Genomic DNA, 16,724 nt, shown 5'->3' on the forward strand with positions numbered 1-16,724 from the left:
GTCGCCGTGCCGTGTCAGCGCCGTACCCGGGGCATCCCCAGGCCGAGCCAGGAGATGATCTCGCGTTGGATCTCGTTGTTGCCGCCGCCGAAGGTGAAGATGACGGCGGAGCGGTAGCCGCGTTCCAGTTCGCCGTGGAGCACCGCGCCGGCCGAGCCCTCCTTGAGCGGGCCCGCGGAGCCGACGGTCTCCATCAGCCAGGCGTAGGCGTCCCGGCGGGCCTCGGAGCCGTAGACCTTGACCGCGGAGGCGTCCTGGGGGGTCAGGGTGCCGTGCTGGAGGGCGTCGACCATCTGCCAGTTCAGCAGCTTCATGGCGTCCAGCCGGGCGTGGGTGCGGGCCAGCCGGCCGCGTACCCAGCCCAGGTCGATGACCCGGCGGCCGTCGGTGAGCTTGGTGGTGGCGGCCCAGCGCTGGACGTCGTGCAGGGCGCGGATGGCCATGGTGCCGTGGGCGGCGAGGGTGACCCGCTCGTGGTTGAGCTGGTTGGTGATGATCCGCCAGCCCTTGTTCTCCTCGCCGACGCGGCGGGAGGCGGGGACGGTGATGTTCTCGTAGTAACTGGCGGTGGTGTCGTGCGAGGCGAGGGTGTTGATCAGGGTGCAGGAGTAGCCGGGGTCGCTCGTGGGGACCAGCAGCATGGTGATGCCCTTGTGGGGCGGCGCGTCGGGGTCGGTCCGGACCGCGAGCCACACCCAGTCGGCGGTGTCGCCGTTGGTCGTCCAGATCTTCTGCCCGTTGACGACGTAGTGGCCGCTGTCCTCGTCGCCCTCGCGGACGGCGCGGGTCTTGAGGGCGGCCAGGTCGGTGCCGGCGTCCGGTTCGCTGTAGCCGATGGCGAAGTCGATCTCGCCGGACAGGATCCGGGGGAGGAAGAAGGCCTTCTGTTCGTCGGTGCCGTACCGCATGAGGGTGGGCCCGACGGTGTTCAGCGCCATCAGCGGCAGCGGGACGCCCGCCTGGGCGGCCTCGTCGAAGAAGAGGAACTGCTCCATCGGGGACATGCCGCGGCCGCCGAACTCCTGGGGCCAGCCGACGCCGAGCCAGCCGTCGGCACCCAGCCGGCGCACGGTCTCGCGGTAGAAGCGCTTCTGGTCGGCGGGTGCGGCGTACCGTGCGGCGGCGTCGGCCGGCACCAGCCGGGCGAAGTACGTGCGCAGTTCGGTGCGCAACTGCTGCTGTGCGGGGGTGTATTCGAGGTGCACGGCCCCTCCAGTTCGTCCGCTCCGGTCGTCCGGCCCGGGGGCGGCCCCGCGAGGCTGACGGGCCGCCGGCTGCCGGATCGAGGGGCACAGTAGAACTTGTTCCAGTAATACGGAAGGGCGCGCGGCCCGGCCGCGGACACACGAAGACCCGGCCCGGCACCTCCGCGGCACCCGACCGGGCCTCCCCGGGACTCCATCAGCCCACGGCGTGCTTCGACGGGTTGTTCGGCTGCACCCGGGCGTGCTGCACGTCCTTGCAGTACTTGACGTAGCCGCTGTTGGTCACGTACTTCCCCGCGACCCAGCCCGGGCGCTCACCGCGCGTCAGGTACCAGACCGAGTTGCCGCGGACGTTCTGGGTGCGCACCTTGCAGACCAGGCCGACCTGCGCGCGGTGGCGGAGGTAGCCCCGCACGGAGGAGTCGGTGCTGGGGTACTGGCGCTGGCTCAGGCCCTTCTTGGCGGTGACGATGCCGTAGGGCGGCTTGAGGGGGCCGGGCGCCGCCTGGACCGGGGCGGCGAACAGCGTCGCACCGACGGCGAGGGCCGCGGTCAGTGCGCCCGCGCCGGCCGCGAGCTGCTTGCCTCGGGCCACGAGGGATTCGGTCGTCGACATAGGGGGTCTCCTGTTCTGGACGCGCGATGCCACCCAATGGTGCACAGTGGGACATTACGCGCACTTCACCCCCGGAATGTGGTGAAACGACGAACAGGCAGCCGATCGTGTGACAGTGCAAGGGTTGCCGGATGACGGCCCGTCAGCACCGCGCGGGCGGCGCCGGGCCGGCCGGCTCAGCCCTCGGTGCCGACGCGGTGGATGCCGAAGGAGCCGCCCTGCGGATCCCGGATCACCGCGATCCTGGGCCCGGCCGGGACATCCGTCGGGGGCACCAGCAGCATGCCCCCGGACTCCGCCGCCCGGGCGGCCGTCGCATCCACATCGGCGACGGCGAAGTACGGCAGCCAGTGCGCCCTGACGTCGTCCGGGTAGAACTCGTCCAGCGCGGTCAGGCCGCCGAAGTCGGCGCCGTCCAGGCCCCATTGCGGATAGTCCGCGTGGGTGCCGACGGTCCAGCCGAAGATCCGGGTGTAGAAGGCCTTGGCGGCCTCGGCGTCCCGGGTGGCCAGCTCGACCCAGCCGAGCGAGCCGGGTGCGTTGAGCACCCCGGCGCCGGCGAAGGAACGGGCCTGCCAGATCGAGAACATCGCGCCCTCCGGGTCGCTCAGCACGGCGAAGCGGCCCAGGTCGAAGACGTCCATCGGCCCCATCAGCTGCTGCCCGCCGGCCTCGGTGACGGCCGCGGCCAGCGCGTCGGCGTCCCGCGTCGCGAAGGACACGGTCCAGGCGGTGGGCTGACCGGACATGTAGAGCGGGGCGAGCGCGGCGACCGGGGCGTCGTCCAGGTACAGCATGGTGTGGCCGCCCGCCTCCGGGCGCGGGTCGGTCTCGGCGCGCCAGCCGAAGACCTGGCGGTAGTACACCTTGGCGGCGTCCACGTCCGAGGTGCCCAGCTCCACCAGGCAGGGCGCGCCCGGGGTGGGCTCGGTGATCTCCACGGTGCCTCCCGTCCTCCGCGCCGGGCCGTGGCCGGGCGGCGGCGCGCGCGTGCGCTGCCGGTCGGCAGCCGTACGGTGCCGATGTTCCGATGGGCGCGGCCGGGCCGCAACCGGAGCGCGGCGCGGGCGGGGCGGCATCCGCGGCGGGCGGGCCTCGGGTCAGGGGGCCTCGGGTCAGGGGGCCTCGGCCCGCAGTCGGCGCAGGGTGCCGTGCGGGGCGTCGGGGGCGAAGGCCTCGGCGAGGGCGGTGGCGGCGGCCTCGGCGGCCCGCGCCGCCCGCGGCCACATCGCCGTCTCGTAGGTGTGCAGCGCGGCGTGCGGGTCGCGGTCCCCGGCGAGGGCGCGGCCGAGTGCGGCGCCGTCGAGCAGGGCGAGGCCGGCGCCCTCGGCGGCGAAGGGGGCCGTCAGGTGCGCGGCGTCGCCCAGCAGGGTCAGCCCCGGGGTGGGGGTCCAGGTGTGCGGGCTCGGCAGGGCGAACAGCGGGCGGTTGCGGAAGCCGCCGTCGTTGTCCCGGAGCAGCGCCAGCAGCCGGTCGTCCCAGCCGGCGAACGCGTCGAGCAGCACGGCGCGGACCGCCGCGGTGTCCGTCATCGCCACCCCGGCGGCCGCCGCCCAGTCCTGGGAGCCGCGGAAGGCGGCCTGGACGCGGAGCCGGCCGTGGCCCAGGCGCCGGGCGAGCAGGCCCCGGCCGGCGGAGAGCGCCAGCATGACGCCGTCGCCGACCAGGCGGGCGAGGTGCGGATGGCGGGTGTCGGCGTCCTCGAACCGGGCCTCGACGAAGGTGACACCGCAGTAGTGGGGGGTGGCGTCGGAGAGGACCGGGCGCACCCGGGACCAGGCACCGTCGGCGCCGATGACCACGTCGAAGTCCTCGGTGTGCCCGTCGTCGAACTCGGCGGTGTGGCGGCCGCCGCCGAGCGGGTGCAGGGTGCGCAGATAGCTGCCCCAGCGCACGGTGCCGGGCGGGAGGGAGTCCAGCAGCAGGCGGCGCAGCGCGCCCCGGCCGATCTCGGGCCCGCCCGCCGCGCCGGGGGCCGGGGTCTGCCGGAAGCGGACGGTCGCGGTGTGGTCGAGCAGCCGCAACTCCTGGCCCGCCGGGCGGGTGAGTCCGGCGCACTCCGCCCGCAGACCGGCTGCCTCCAGCGCCTCCTGACCAGTCGTCAGCCACAGTTCCGGCACGCCGTGCCGGTCGGGGGCCTCGACGGAGTCGTCCTGCTCGAAGACGGTCACCGGCAGCCCGTCGCGCCGCAGGACGCGGGCGCAGAGGAGGCCGCCCGGGCCGGCGCCGATGATGGCGATACGGGGCGTGGCGGGGTTCATAGCGCTCCTCGGCTGAGCGAAACGGCAGCCCCCCGGCCAGAAAAGCACAGCGGCCCACCGCCTGCCAGCACGGCGCCGGGCCGGCACCCACCGCCGCGCTCCGCCGGCTCCACGGCCGGGGCTCCGGCGGAAACGGGGGCGTGGGCGGGTGCGGCGGTGGGTAGGGCACCCCAGGTCGGGGGGTGTTGAGTCCCGGGGAGGGAACACCCGTCCGACATATGGGACAGTTGGCAGCATCCGGAACGCGAGCTTGCAGATTTAGGTATGCCTAACCTAATGTAACGACGCGTGTCGACGACCAAACCACCAGCCACCGCACCCCCTGTGCCCGATGCGCGTCCCGCCGCGAACGCCCTGCGGCGCGTGCCGCTGCTCGTGGTCGGGCTCGGAGCGCTGGCACTCTGTGCCGCCCTCAGCCTGGCCCTCGGAACCCGATCCGTACCGCTGTCCACCGTCTGGGACGCGCTGACCGGCGCCACCCACGGACGGGACGCCATCGTGGTGACCGGACTCCGGCTGCCGCGCACGCTCGTCGGGCTCGCGGTCGGCGCGGCGCTCGGGGTCGCCGGAGCCGTCGTCCAGGGCATCACCCGCAATCCGCTGGCCTCCCCGACCACGCTCGGCATCAACGCCGGCGCGGGCTTCGCGGTGGTCACCGCCATCTACGCGCTGCATCTGACCCGGCCCGTCCAGTACATCTGGTTCGCGTTCGCGGGCGCCGCGGCCGCCGCGCTCTTCGCCCAGGCACTGGCCCGGCGCGCCGGCGACCTGGACCCGGTGCGCCTGGCGCTGGGCGGCACGGTGCTGCAACTCGTCCTGCTGTCCTGGACGTCGACGGTCATGCTGGCCAGCAAGCGGTCGCTGGACGAGGCGCGGTTCTGGCTGGCCGGTTCGCTCTCCGAGCGTCCGCTCTCGGTGCTCTACCCGGTGCTGCCGACGCTGGTGATCGGGCTGGTCGTCGCGCTCGCCATCGCACCGGCCCTCAACGCGCTGGCGCTGGGCGACGATTCGGCGCAGGCGCTGGGCGTGCCGGTGTCGCGGATCCGCAGCGCGGGCGGGCTGGCCGTCGTGCTGCTCGCCGCGTCCGCGGTGGCGGTGGCCGGGCCGCTGGCCTTCATCGGGCTGGCCGCGCCGCACCTGGTCCGCCAGCTGCTGCGCACCTCCGACCACCGGATCGTGGTCCCCGGCTCGCTGCTCGCCGGGCCGCTGCTGCTGCTCACCGCCGACATCGTCGGACGGCTCGTCATCCGGCCGTCCGAATTGCAGGTCGGCATCATCAGCGCGTTCCTCGGCGCGCCGCTGCTGGCGCTGCTGGCCCGGAAGGTGGCCCGATGAACGACCTCCGTACCGCCGCGCCGCACGCGGCCCCGGCGGCCGGCACCGGCCGCCGGGTGAGTACCGCACGCGGGCGCACCGTGCTGACCGCCGTTGTGGGCGTCGTGGTGCTCTGCGCCCTGGTGACGGTGTCCGTGGCCAACGGCGACATGCCGCTGCCGCCCCTCGACGCGGTCAAGGGCCTGTTCGGGCTCGGTGACTCCGCGACGGTGCTGGTGGTCCAGGAGTTCCGGGCCCCCCGCATGGTCGCGGCGATCGTCGCGGGGGCGGGGCTGGCGGTGGCCGGCGCCCTGCTCCAGCGGCTGTTCCGCAATCCGCTCGCCTCGCCCGACGTGATGGGGGTGACCGGCGGGGCCTCGTTCGGCGCGGTGGCGATGCTGGCCGCCGGGGCCTCGCAGGCCCTGATGCCGCTGGCCGCCCTCGGCGGCGGGCTGCTCGCCGCGGTGCTGCTGGGGGTGTTCGGCTGGCGCTCCGGCGTCAGCGTGACCCGCCTGGTGCTGGTCGGCCTCGCCGTCCAGGCGGGCCTGTCCGCGGCGGTCAGCTTCATGGTCGTCCGCTTCCCCACCGAGCTGGCGGGGTCGGCCCTGCAGTGGACGACGGGCTCGGTGTACGGGCGGACCTGGACCGAGGTGACGTCCGCGGGCGGGGCGGTGGCCGTCGGCCTGGTGGCCGCCTTCGCGCTGCACCGCCGGCTCGCCGTCCTCGACCTCGGTGACGACTCGGCCGGCGCGCTCGGCCTGAACACCCATGCCGCCCGGCTCCAGGTCCTGGTCATCGCGATCGTGCTGGCCTCGCTGGCCGCCGCGCTCACCGGCCCGGTCGCCTTCGTCGCGCTGGCCGTCCCGCACATGGTGCGCTTCCTCACCGGGCCGCCCACCGCCGGGACGCTGGCGCTGTCCGGCCTCGCCGGTGCGGTGCTGCTGCTCGCCTCCGACCTCGTGGCGCAGTACCTGCTGCCGGTCGGCGGACTTCCGGTCGGAGTGGTCACCGCCACGCTGGGCGCGCCGTGGCTGCTGGTGCTGATGATCCGTCAGAGCAGTTCCGTGAACAGGAGTGTCCGATGACCGCCAATCAGCTTTCCACCCACGGTCTCGATCTGCGCTACGGCGACCGGCTGATCGTCGGCGGCCTGGACCTGACGCTGCCCGGCGGCGCCGTCACCGCTGTCGTGGGCCCCAACGCCTGCGGCAAGTCGACCCTGTTGCGCGGGCTGACCCGGCTGCTGGCGCCGGCCGCCGGCACCGTCGCGCTGGACGGCTCCGACATCCACCGGATGCCGGCCCGTGCGCTGGCGCTGCGGATGGGGCTGCTCCCCCAGCAGCCGGTCACCCCCGACGCGATCACCGTCGAGGCGCTGGTCCGGCTCGGCCGCTACCCCCACCAGCGGCTGCTCAGCCCCTGGTCGGCGGCGGACCAGCAGGCGGTGGACGAGGCGCTGCGGCGCACCGGCACCCTCGAACTGCGCGACCAGCCCGTCGACCAGCTCTCCGGCGGCCAGCGGCAGCGCGCCTGGATCGCGCTCGCGCTGGCCCAGGACACCGATCTGCTGCTGCTCGACGAGCCGACCACCTTCCTGGACCTGCGCCACCAGCTCGATGTCCTCGACCTGGTCGCCGCCCTGCACGCCGAGGCGGGCCGCACCGTCGTGATGGTGCTGCACGACCTCGGGCAGGCCGCCCGTTACGCGGACCACCTCGTGGTCCTGAAGGACGGGCAGTTGGCCGCGGCCGGCGCCCCGGCCGACATCCTCGACGCGGAGCTGGTCAAGTCCGTGTTCGACGTGGACTGCCGGGTGATTCCCGACCCCGAGACCGGCACCCCGCTGGTCGTCCCCAAAAGCGGTGCGAAACGGCACTCCGCCGTCACCGTCTGACCGCCTCCCCCACGGGCGTTTCCCCTCCCTCCCCCTCCGCTCCCGGTAAGGAAGTCACACCCTCATGCAGACCAGAATCCCGCTGCGCACCACCGCCCGCCGGCTGCCGGCCGCGCTGCTCACCGTCGCGCTGGGCGCCACCGCCCTGACCGCCTGCGGCAACGGCGACGGCTCCGCCGACGACGCGGCGAAGGGCAAGGCCGGCGCCGGCTTCCCGCGCACCGTCAAGAGCGCCATGGGCGGCGACGTGAAGATCCCCGCCAAGCCCAAGCGCGTGGTCGTGCTGGACACCGGTGAGCTGGACGACGTCACCACCCTGGGCGTCAAGCCGGTCGGCGCGGTCTCCCCGCACATGAAGACCGAGGGCGGCTTCCCCTCCTACCTGAAGGACGAGATCGGCGGCGTCAAGGACGTCGGTCCGCTGCTGGAGCCCAACCTCGAAAAGATCATCGCGCTGAAGCCCGACCTGATCCTGTCCTCCAAGGTCCGGCACGAGAAGATCTACGACAAGCTCAAGGCCATCGCGCCGACCGTCTTCACCGAGACCACCGGCGGCCCCTGGAAGGCCAACCTCAAGGTCCACGCCAAGGCGCTGGGGCTGGAGAAGGAGGCCGACCAGAAGCTGAAGGAGTACCAGAGCAGGGCCAAGGCGCTGGGCGAGGCCATCAAGAAGAAGTACCACGGCAAGATGCCCTCGGCCTCGGTCGTGCGCTTCGTCGCCGGCCCGACCCGCCTCTACCAGAAGTCCTCCTACAGCGGTGTGGTCCTCGACGACATCGGCCTGGCCCGGCCGAAGTCCCAGAGCTCGACCGACCCGGCCAAGACCATGCTCGACGTCAGCCCGGAGCAGATCGACAAGGCCGACGCGGACCTGGTGTTCGTGACGACCGCGGACGTCCCCAGCAAGACCCAGCAGAAGGACGTCACGTCCAACCCGGTCTGGAAGGACCTGCCGGCCGTCAAGAAGCACAAGGTCTTCGACGTGCCCGACGAGACGTGGATGTCCGGCATCGGCATCCAGGCCGCCGAGCACATGCTCGCCGACGTGGCCAAGGCCACCGGGGTGCCGCTGCCGAAGAGCTGACCCGCCCGGGGCGGGCCGCCCCGCCGGCCCGCCCCTCCCCGACGCCCCCTGCACCACCCTTGATCCCGAAGGGGTCCCGCTCATGCGGACGTATCTGCTCGCCCTCAACCCCACCGACTCGGTCACCGAGGGGTTCCTCCCCGCCGCCGCCCGCCTCGGCCTCCAGGTCACGATCCTGACGGACCAGCCCGCGGCACACCGGCGCGTCGCCCCCGATGCCGAGGTCCTGGAGTGCGACGTCCACGACTTCCGTGCCGTCATCACCCGAATAGCCACCCACCACCCGGCCGCCGCGGTCTTCACCAACAGCGACCACCTGCAGACCCAGGCGGCCCTGGCGGCCGACTACTTCGGGCTGCCCGGCAAGGACTGGCGCGCCGCGCTGCGCACCAAGAACAAGGCCGAGATGCGCCGCCATCTCGCCACCGCCGGCCTCGACCGGGTGCGCTCCGCCGAACTCGCCCCCGGCCAGGACCCGGCCGCCCTCCTGGACGCCGGACTGCCCTTCCCCTGTGTGCTCAAACCGCGGGAGGGCGTGGCCAGCGAGGACGTCCGGCCGGCCGGCAGCCCCGAGGAGCTGCTCGCCCGCGCCCGGGAGATCCAGCAGCGGCGCCCCGAAGCCGCCCTGGTCGCCGAGGAGTTCCTCGAGGGCGAGCTGTGCACCCTGGAGACGCTCGGCGACGGCCGGGTGCGGCATGTCCTGGGCGGCTTCCGTACCACCGTCTCCGCCCCGCCGGCCTTCATCGAGGAGCGGCACGACTTCGTCACCGCCCACCCGGAGCAGGTCGTGGCGCAGGTGCTGGCCCAGCTCGACGCGCTGGGCGTCGGATTCGGCGCCTGCCACACCGAGTTCATGCTCCACGAGGGCCGGGCCCGGCTGATCGAGGTCAACTACCGTGTCATCGGCGACCAGTGCGATCTGCTGCTGGCGCAGGTGCTGAACATCCCGCTGTTCGAGCTGGTGCTGCGGACGCATCTGGGCGAGCCGCTGCCCGAGTCGCTGGGCGCCCGGCAGGACGGTGTGGGGCGGGTGGAGTACGCCCTCGCCGACCGGGCCGGGACGCTCACCGCCGCACCGGCCGCCACCGACCGCGAGGCGGACGGCGTGCGGCTGGCCTACCGGCCGCTGCGCCCGGTCGGCGCCGACCACCCCCACTACCGCACCAACCGCGACTACCTCGGCGTGCTGCGGGCCACCGGCACCGACCACGGCGCCGTGGACCGGGCCGCGGACGGCTTCTTCACCGCCGAGCGCTGGGAGATCTCGTGACCCTCGCCACCGACCCCACCGCCGGCCGCACCGCGGACGCGGCGGACGGCCCGGCCGAGGAGTCCGAGCTGCTGCTGCGGGTGCTGAGCGCCCTGCTGCGCGAGGACATCGTCGGGCTGCGCACCCGCTCCACGCTGCTGGAGCGGCCGGACGGCCCCTGGCTGCGGCTGCCCGCCGACCCGGGGGCCGGCGCCCTGCTGCTGCCGCTGGGCCCGGACGGCTACCAGAGCACCCACGCGGCCCGGCTGCCGCTGCTCGTCCGCGAGTCCGACGGCACCCGCCTGACCACGGTCGAGGAGATCCTCGGCGCCCTGCGCGGGCTCGCCGATCCGGCCGACCGCCCCGGCTTCGACGCGTTCGCCGAGGAATGCCGGCAGACGCTGGCGACGATGCGGCTGCACGCGGACACCCGCGACGAGTTCGACCGGGTGCTCACCGAGCGCCACGGCCCGGCCCCCGAGGACTGGCGCGGCCTCGACGGCGGGCTGGCCCACGAGGCCCTCGCCGCGCGCCTGGACCACCCCGTCTACCCCACCGCGCGCGGCCGCTCCGGCCTGGACGTGGCGCAACTGCGCGCCCACGCCCCCGAGTTCCGGCCCGACTTCGCGCTGCGCTGGCTGGCCGTGCCCCGCTCCGCGCTCACCGTGACCGGCGGCGAGACGGCACTGCCCGGCTGCTGGCCGACGCCCGCGCAGCTCAACCTGCCGGAGCTGGACGACAGCCATCTCGCCCTGCCCGTGCACCCGTTGACGGTCGGCGACGCGCTGGACGAGGCGCTGCGCGAGACCGGCCTGGAGGGCTCGGCGGTGCTGTCCCGGCGGGCGCTGCTGGACGTGGTGCCGACGCTGTCGATGCGGACCGTGGCGGTGGACGCCGAGCCCCGGCTGCACCTGAAACTGCCGCTGGCCACCGCGACACTGGGGCTGCGCAACCGGCGCACCATCAAGCCCCGCACGCTCGTCGACGGCGCCGAGGGACAGCGGCTGCTGGAGAAGGTGATCGCCCGCGAGCCGCGGTTCGCCAAGGCGGTCCTGCAGGCCGACGAGACCACCTACGCCCACGCGGACCACGAGCTGCTCGCCGTGCTGTGCCGGCGCTACCCGGCCGGCCTGGAGGGCTCCGCCGTGGTGCCGATGGCCGCGCTGCTGGGCCGGGCGCCCGGCGGACGGCTGGTCATCGACCACCTCGCCGACCGCTTCTACGGCGGCGACCCGCTGGCCCTGCTGGACGCCGCGCTGACCCTGCTCTTCGACTGGCAGACCACCCTGTTCGGCTACGGCATCGGGCTGGAGTCGCACCAGCAGAACGTCTCGCTGGTGCTGGACCGCACCGCCGCCGGCACCCGGGTGCGGCTGCTGTTCAAGGACAACGACGCGCCGCGGATCAACGCCGCACGGCTGCGGGAGACCCTGGGCCAGGACGCCCCGGACCCCGCGGACTTCGCCGACCCGCGGATCTTCGCCGAGGACGACCGGCCGGTGCTGGACCTGTTCACCACCATCACCGTCCATCTGTGCGCGGGCTCCTACGCCTTCGGGCTGGCCCGGCACGGCCGCGCCCCGCTCGACCGGCTGCTGGGACTGCTGCGCGACCGGCTCGGCGAGGCCGTCGACCGGCTGGGCGGCGCACCGGGCGCCGCGCTGCGCGCGCACGTCCTGGACGCCCCGGAGCTGCCGGTCAAGGCCATGGTCAGCGCCGGCAGCCTGCTGTCCAAGGAACGCTCCGGCGCCGCCGACATCAACAAGCACTACACCACCGGCCCCAACTATCTGCTGCCGATGGGGACTTCCCGATGAGCCCGATGAAAACCGCCCCCGCCCGCCGGTTCGACGCGGCCGCCGTCGAGACCAAGGTCCGCCCGGGACTCGCCCGGCGCCAGGTGTACGCCGTCGCCGGCTGCTACTTCGTGGCCTCGTTCGCCGCGCTGGGCCTGCCGCCCTACCTGACCGAGATCCTGCCCGAACTCGGTGACGGCGCCGCCCGCTGGGCCGGTCTGCTGTACATCGTGCCGACCATCTTCGGCGCGATCGGCGCGCCGCTGTGGGGGCGCCTGGCCGACCGCTTCGGCCGCAAGAAACTGCTGCTGCGGGCGCAGTTGGGGCTCGCCGCGGCCTTCCTGCTGGCCGGCTGGGCCGACTCGCTGCCGACGTTCACCGCGGCGCTGGTCATCCAGGGCGTGCTGGGCGGCACCTTCGCGGCGTCGAACGGCTATCTGGGCGCGGCCCTGGAGGGCCATGCGCTGTCCCGGGCCCTGACCCTGATGCAGGGCAGCGCCCGGGCGGCCCTGGTGTGCGCGCCGATCGTGGTCGGCTCGCTGACCCCGTGGCTCTCGCCGCACCGCCAGTACGCGCTGCTGGCCGTGCTCCCGCTGACCGCCGCGGCGATGCTGGCGGCACTGCCGGAGCCGCCGCGCGGCGCGGGCGCCGGACCGGCACGGGAGACGGCGGAGGTCGAGGCGGCGGAGGCGACGGCGGCCGAGCAGGTCGCGGCCGACGAGCCCGCCCCGCGCGCGCCGGGCGTCTCCCTGCGGGCCCTGTACGCCCTGGAGTTCGCCTTCGTCTTCTCCACCGTCATCTCGTTCCCGTACCTGATCGCCCTCATCAAGGAGCGGATACCCGACACCGGGCCGATGGTGTCCGGTGTCCTGTTCGCCCTGCCGCACATGTGCTACCTGGTCGCGGCCATGGCGGTGCACTCCCTCTTCCGCACCCGCCCCCGGCTCGGCATCGCGCTCGGCTTCGGCGCCATCGCGCTCGGCCTGGCCGGACACGGCGTCGCCCACTCGCTCACCGCCTTCATCGTGGTCCGCCTGGTGCTCGGCGCCGGGCTCACCCTGGGCCTGGTCTGCCTGTCGATCGTGGCCGCCGACTGCGCCAGGGGCCGTGCCCCCGGCGGGCTGTTCGGCTCGATCGAGTTCTTCTCCAAGGCCGGTGCCGTCGCCGCCGGTCTGGCCGCCGCGGCCGGCAACAACTGGTTCGGCCCGACCGCGCCCGTGGTCACCGGCACCGCGATAGCGCTGGCCAGCGTGGCCGTGACCGCCCTCCCCCGCCTCCCCCGTACTCTCCGCACCCGCAGGAGCCCCCGATGCCCTCGCTGACCAACTCGCCCGGCGCCGCCCCGGTGTCCGCCGCCCCCACCGGTCTGCCCACCGCCGACCAGGCCGTGGCGCACACCCTGCTCAACTGCCTGCTGCGGGAGGTCTCCGGCCCCGAGCACCAGACCGCCGTCGACGACGGGCGGCTGCTGATCCGGCTGCCGCGCCGCGGGGTGCTGCTGGGCGTCGCACTGCGCCGCACCTCGCTGCTGGGCGCGCACCGCTTCACCGGAGCGGTGTCCGAGCGCACCGACGGCGGCTGGGCGGAGATCGGCTGGCAGCGGCTCGCCGAGTACGTGCACGCCGAACTGTCGCTGCGCACGGGGGTGCACAACGAGGAGTTCCTCGCGCAGGTCGCCTCCAGCCACCAGGCCGTCTCCGCCGCGCTCGCGGACCGTGCCCGGCGCGGCCCGGCCGCCGGGGACCACACCGCCGAGGACTGGCAGACCGCCTATGTCGTCTCCGAGCAGTCGCTGCTCTTCGGCCACCGCTTCCACCCGACGCCGAAGGCCCGCACCGGCGACCCCAGCGCCTGGCAGTCGTACGCCCCCGAGACCGGCGCCGCCTTCCCGCTGCTGATGCTGGCCGTGCGCGAGGAGCTGATCGCCGAGGAGTCCACCGCCGAGGGCGCCACCGCCGTGCTGGACGCGCTGCACCCCGAGGTCCCGGACGGCTACCGGCTGCTGCCCGCCCACCCCTGGCAGTACGAGCTGCTGCGCGACCACGCGGGGCTGCGCGAGGCGCTGGAGCGCGACGACATCCGCGTCCTGGGCAGCGGCCGGACGCCGTTCGCCGCCACCGCGTCGGTGCGCACGCTCTACGACGGCGCCGACTTCCTCAAGTTCAGCCTGAACGTCCGGATCACCAATTGCCTGCGGAAGAACGCGAGTTACGAGCTGTCCGGGGCGGTGGCGCTCACCCGCCTGCTGGCACCGCAGCTCGCCGACCTCGCCACCCGCTTCCCGGGCAGCGCGGTGCTCCAGGAGCCCGCCTACCGCAGCCTGGCGCTGCCCGGCGCCGACGGGGAGCCGGACACCGACCTGCTCGAAGGCTTCGGCGTCATCGTCCGCGAGGGCCTCTCGCAGCGGCTGCTGCCGGGCACCACCCCGCTGCTGGCGGCCGCCGTCGCCGACGAGTACCCCACCGGGCCGGCGCATGTCTCCCGGCTGCTGGCGGGGGCCGGCCCGCAGGCCGCGCTGGAGTGGTGGGCCGCCTACCTCAACCTGCTGCTCCCGCCGGTGCTCGCCGCCTACTTCGACCACGGGCTGGTGCTGGAGCCGCACCTGCAGAACGTGCTGGTCTGCGTCGACGGCGACGGGATGCCCGCACAGGTCCTCTTCCGCGACCTGGAGGGCACCAAGCTCGTCCCCGAGCACCACACCGAGCTGCTGGCCTCGCTGCCCGAGCAGGTCGCGGCGCCGATGACCTACGACGCCCAGCGCGGCTGGGACCGGGTGGTGTACTGCCTGCTGGTCAACCATGTCGCCGAGATGCTCGCCGCGCTCGCCGATCTGCACCCGGACACCGAGACCGAGCTGTGGGCGCAGGTCCGCCGCACCCTGCAGACCCACGCGGACCGCTTCGGCTGCCCGCCGCGGCTGGCCGCCCTGCTGGCCGGGGTCCCGCTGCCTGCCAAGGCCAATCTGCTCACCCGCTGGGAGCGCAAGGCCGACCGCGAGGCCGGCTATGTGCGCCTGCCCTCCCCGCTGGCCGAGGCCGTGCTGTCGGGCGCCTCCCGCAGCGACGACACCACCCCCTGGAGCGCCCGATGACCACCCCGAGCCCCGCCCTGCCCCCCGCCGTCCGCGACCGCGTCCGGTCCCTGGCGGCCGAGGAACTGCCCGCCTACGTCTACGACCTGCCGGCCCTGCGCGCGCATCTGGCCGAGGTGCGGGCCGCGCTGCCCGCCCGCGTCGAGCTGTACTACGCGGCCAAGGCCAACCCGGAGCCGGAACTGCTGGCGGCGCTGCGCCCGTACGTGGACGGCTACGAGGTCTCCTCGGGCGGCGAGCTGGCCCATGTCGGCAAGGCCGTACCCGACGCCCCGCTGGCCTTCGGCGGGCCGGGCAAGACGCCCGCGGAGATCGTGCGGGCGCTGGAGATCGGCGTGGCGCGCTTCCACGTGGAGAGCGTCTACGAGCTGCACATGCTCGCGAGCCTGGCCGCCCGCCATGTGCCCGAGCGCCGGATCGCGGTGCTGGCGCGCTTCAACCTGCCGGTCGACGACGGCTCGCTGGACGGCAGTTCGCTGGCGATGGGCGGCCGCCCGACGCCGTTCGGGCTCGACCCGGACCAGGCGGACGAGGTCGTCACGCTGCTCACCGACGGCAGATACCCGCAGCTCGAACTGCGCGGCATCCACGCCCACTTGGCCAGCGGCCTGGCGGCGCCCGAGCAGCTCGCGGTGTCCGAGGCCGTCGTGGCCTGGGCCGCCGCGCTGGCCGAGCGGCACCGCGTCGCGCTGTCCGAGGTGACCATCGGCGGCGGGATGGCCGTCGACTACGCCGCCCCGGAGCAGCGTTTCGACTGGGCCGCGTTCGGCGCGGGCCTGGACCGGCTCGCCGCCGCCCACCCCGGCCTCACCCTGCGCATCGAGCCGGGGCGGGCACTGACCGCGTACTGCGGCTGGTACGCCACCGAGGTGCTGGACGTCAAGCACAGCCACGGCGAGGAGTTCGCCGTGGTCCGCGGCGGCACCCACCATCTGCGCACCCCCGCGACCAAGGGCCACGACCAGCCCTGCACGGTGGTGGAGTCCGACGCGCCGTGGCCGCACCCCTGGCCGCGGTCGGCGGCGCGCGGCGGCCTGGTCACCGTCACCGGGCAGCTGTGCACCCCCAAGGACGTGCTGGCCCGCGCGGTCCCGGCGCCGGGGCTGCGGGCCGGCGACCGGCTGGTGTTCGGGGTCGCCGGCGCCTACGCCTGGAACATCTCGCACCACGACTTCCTGATGCACCCGCGCCCCGGCTTCCACTTCCTGGACGCCGCGGAGCCCGGCGCGGAAGGGACCGGCTGAGATGCTCCGTCCCAACGAGGTCCGGCGCAGGCTGGCCGCGGGCGAGGAGGTGCACGGGCTGTTCGGCACGCTGCCCGAGCCGGCCGTGGTGGAGATGATCGGCTGCGCCGGCTATGACTTCGTCATCCTGGACACCGAGCACACCCTCGTCGGCCCGCAGCAGTTGGAGAACCTGATCCGGGCGGCCGAGACGACCGGGCTCACCCCGTTCGTCCGGGTCCCCGAGAGCGATCCCGGCGCCGTGCTGCGCGCCCTGGACGCCGGGGCGATGGGCGTCGTCGTCCCGCATGTGCGCGGGCGCGCGGACATCGACGCGACGATCCGCGCCGCCCGGTACGCGCCCGAGGGCATGCGCTCGCTCAACGGCGGGCGCGGGCCCGGCTTCGGGCGGATCGACCCGGCCGAGTACCTCCGCCGGGCCAACGCGGAGATCATGGTCATCGCGCTGCTGGAGGACGCCGAGGGCATCGAGGCGATCGACGAGATCCTCGCTCCCGGCGGCGTCGATCTGGTCCTGCCCGGCCCGGGCGACCTCTCGCAGTCCTACGGCGTCCCCTGGGAGGTCCGCCACCCCCGGGTGCGGGAGGCGGTGCGCACCCTGCGCGAGGCCTGCGGCCGGCACGGCGTCCCGTTCTGCGCGATGTCCACCACGCCGGAGCGCCGGGCCGAGTGGCGCGCGGACGGGGTCACGGCCTTCGTGCTGGGCGAGGACCGCGATCTGGCGGCGCGTGCGCTGCGCGGCCATCTGGAGCGGACGGCGGGAGTGCGCTAGCACGGCCCTGGGCGTCGCGAACCGGCCGTGTGCCGCGGCCGGTTCGCGGCGCCCAGTGTTGCGCGGAGTGGCGCGGGCCCCCGCCGGCGGCGTCCACGGGGCGGCGTCGGCCGGGGCCCGTTGCCACACCTTCGGCGGTACCTGTCCGGGCGCGGGACGGGTAACTGATGTCGGGTAACCGATCATCCGAGGGAGCTG

Annotated in this window: 14 protein-coding genes; 10 read left to right on the forward strand and 4 right to left on the reverse strand. The window is 74.5% G+C overall.

Translation table 11 applies throughout. From position 1 onward, the window contains the following. Nucleotides 1–14: 14 nt before the first annotated feature. From IEY78_RS08080 to IEY78_RS08095, 4 genes are all read right to left on the reverse strand, one after another. On the reverse strand, nt 15–1,205 hold the full coding sequence (locus IEY78_RS08080) for an acyl-CoA dehydrogenase family protein (protein WP_189096919.1): 1,191 nt from the start codon (nt 1,203–1,205) through the stop codon (nt 15–17). A gap of 196 nt (nt 1,206–1,401) precedes the next feature. Next, nucleotides 1,402–1,821, reverse strand: a complete 420-nt coding sequence (locus IEY78_RS08085; RefSeq protein WP_189096920.1) for an SH3 domain-containing protein — start codon at nt 1,819–1,821, stop codon at nt 1,402–1,404. Nucleotides 1,822–1,997: 176 nt separating this feature from the next. Continuing rightward, complete coding sequence (locus tag IEY78_RS08090; RefSeq protein WP_189096921.1) at nt 1,998–2,762, reverse strand: VOC family protein; 765 nt, start codon at nt 2,760–2,762, stop codon at nt 1,998–2,000. A 174-nt stretch (nt 2,763–2,936) separates the two neighbouring features. After that, complete coding sequence (locus tag IEY78_RS08095) at nt 2,937–4,082, reverse strand: FAD-dependent oxidoreductase (protein ID WP_189096922.1); 1,146 nt, start codon at nt 4,080–4,082, stop codon at nt 2,937–2,939. Between the two features lie 324 nt (nt 4,083–4,406). On the opposite strand from IEY78_RS08095, the gene IEY78_RS08100 reads away from it, so the two are divergent. The 10 genes from IEY78_RS08100 (at nt 4,407) to IEY78_RS08145 (ending at nt 16,526) form a co-directional block, all read left to right on the forward strand. Continuing rightward, the gene (locus tag IEY78_RS08100; protein ID WP_189096923.1) at nt 4,407–5,417 is read left to right on the forward strand and encodes a FecCD family ABC transporter permease; all 1,011 of its coding nucleotides are present in this window, start codon (nt 4,407–4,409) and stop codon (nt 5,415–5,417) included. Beyond that, entirely contained in the window at nt 5,414–6,481 is a 1,068-nt protein-coding gene (locus IEY78_RS08105) for a FecCD family ABC transporter permease (RefSeq protein ID WP_189096924.1), read from the forward strand. The genes IEY78_RS08100 and IEY78_RS08105 overlap by 4 nt, the downstream gene beginning before the upstream one ends. Then, the gene (locus tag IEY78_RS08110; protein ID WP_189096925.1) at nt 6,478–7,290 is read left to right on the forward strand and encodes an ABC transporter ATP-binding protein; all 813 of its coding nucleotides are present in this window, start codon (nt 6,478–6,480) and stop codon (nt 7,288–7,290) included. Before IEY78_RS08105 ends, IEY78_RS08110 begins: the two co-directional genes overlap by 4 nt. Nucleotides 7,291–7,354: 64 nt before the next feature. Beyond that, on the forward strand, nt 7,355–8,374 hold the full coding sequence (locus IEY78_RS08115; RefSeq protein WP_189096926.1) for an ABC transporter substrate-binding protein: 1,020 nt from the start codon (nt 7,355–7,357) through the stop codon (nt 8,372–8,374). 82 nt (nt 8,375–8,456) lie between these two features. Beyond that, nucleotides 8,457–9,644, forward strand: a complete 1,188-nt coding sequence (locus IEY78_RS08120) for an ATP-grasp domain-containing protein (RefSeq protein ID WP_189096927.1) — start codon at nt 8,457–8,459, stop codon at nt 9,642–9,644. Then, the gene (locus tag IEY78_RS08125) at nt 9,641–11,440 is read left to right on the forward strand and encodes an IucA/IucC family protein (protein WP_189096928.1); all 1,800 of its coding nucleotides are present in this window, start codon (nt 9,641–9,643) and stop codon (nt 11,438–11,440) included. Before IEY78_RS08120 ends, IEY78_RS08125 begins: the two co-directional genes overlap by 4 nt. Nucleotides 11,441–11,445: 5 nt before the next feature. Next, complete coding sequence (locus tag IEY78_RS08130) at nt 11,446–12,741, forward strand: MFS transporter (protein ID WP_189097133.1); 1,296 nt, start codon at nt 11,446–11,448, stop codon at nt 12,739–12,741. After that, complete coding sequence (locus IEY78_RS08135; protein ID WP_189096929.1) at nt 12,729–14,510, forward strand: IucA/IucC family protein; 1,782 nt, start codon at nt 12,729–12,731, stop codon at nt 14,508–14,510. Before IEY78_RS08130 ends, IEY78_RS08135 begins: the two co-directional genes overlap by 13 nt. After that, nucleotides 14,507–15,754 carry a type III PLP-dependent enzyme gene (locus IEY78_RS08140; RefSeq protein ID WP_189096930.1) on the forward strand — a complete coding sequence of 416 codons (1,248 nt, stop codon included), beginning with the start codon at nt 14,507–14,509 and terminating at the stop codon, nt 15,752–15,754. Before IEY78_RS08135 ends, IEY78_RS08140 begins: the two co-directional genes overlap by 4 nt. 1 nt (nt 15,755) lies before the next feature. Beyond that, nucleotides 15,756–16,526, forward strand: a complete 771-nt coding sequence (locus tag IEY78_RS08145) for an HpcH/HpaI aldolase family protein (RefSeq protein WP_189096931.1) — start codon at nt 15,756–15,758, stop codon at nt 16,524–16,526. Nucleotides 16,527–16,724 lie beyond the last annotated feature (198 nt).

Source organism: Streptomyces kronopolitis, from assembly GCF_014646275.1.
Taxonomy (GTDB): Bacteria; Actinomycetota; Actinomycetes; order Streptomycetales; family Streptomycetaceae; genus Streptomyces; species Streptomyces kronopolitis.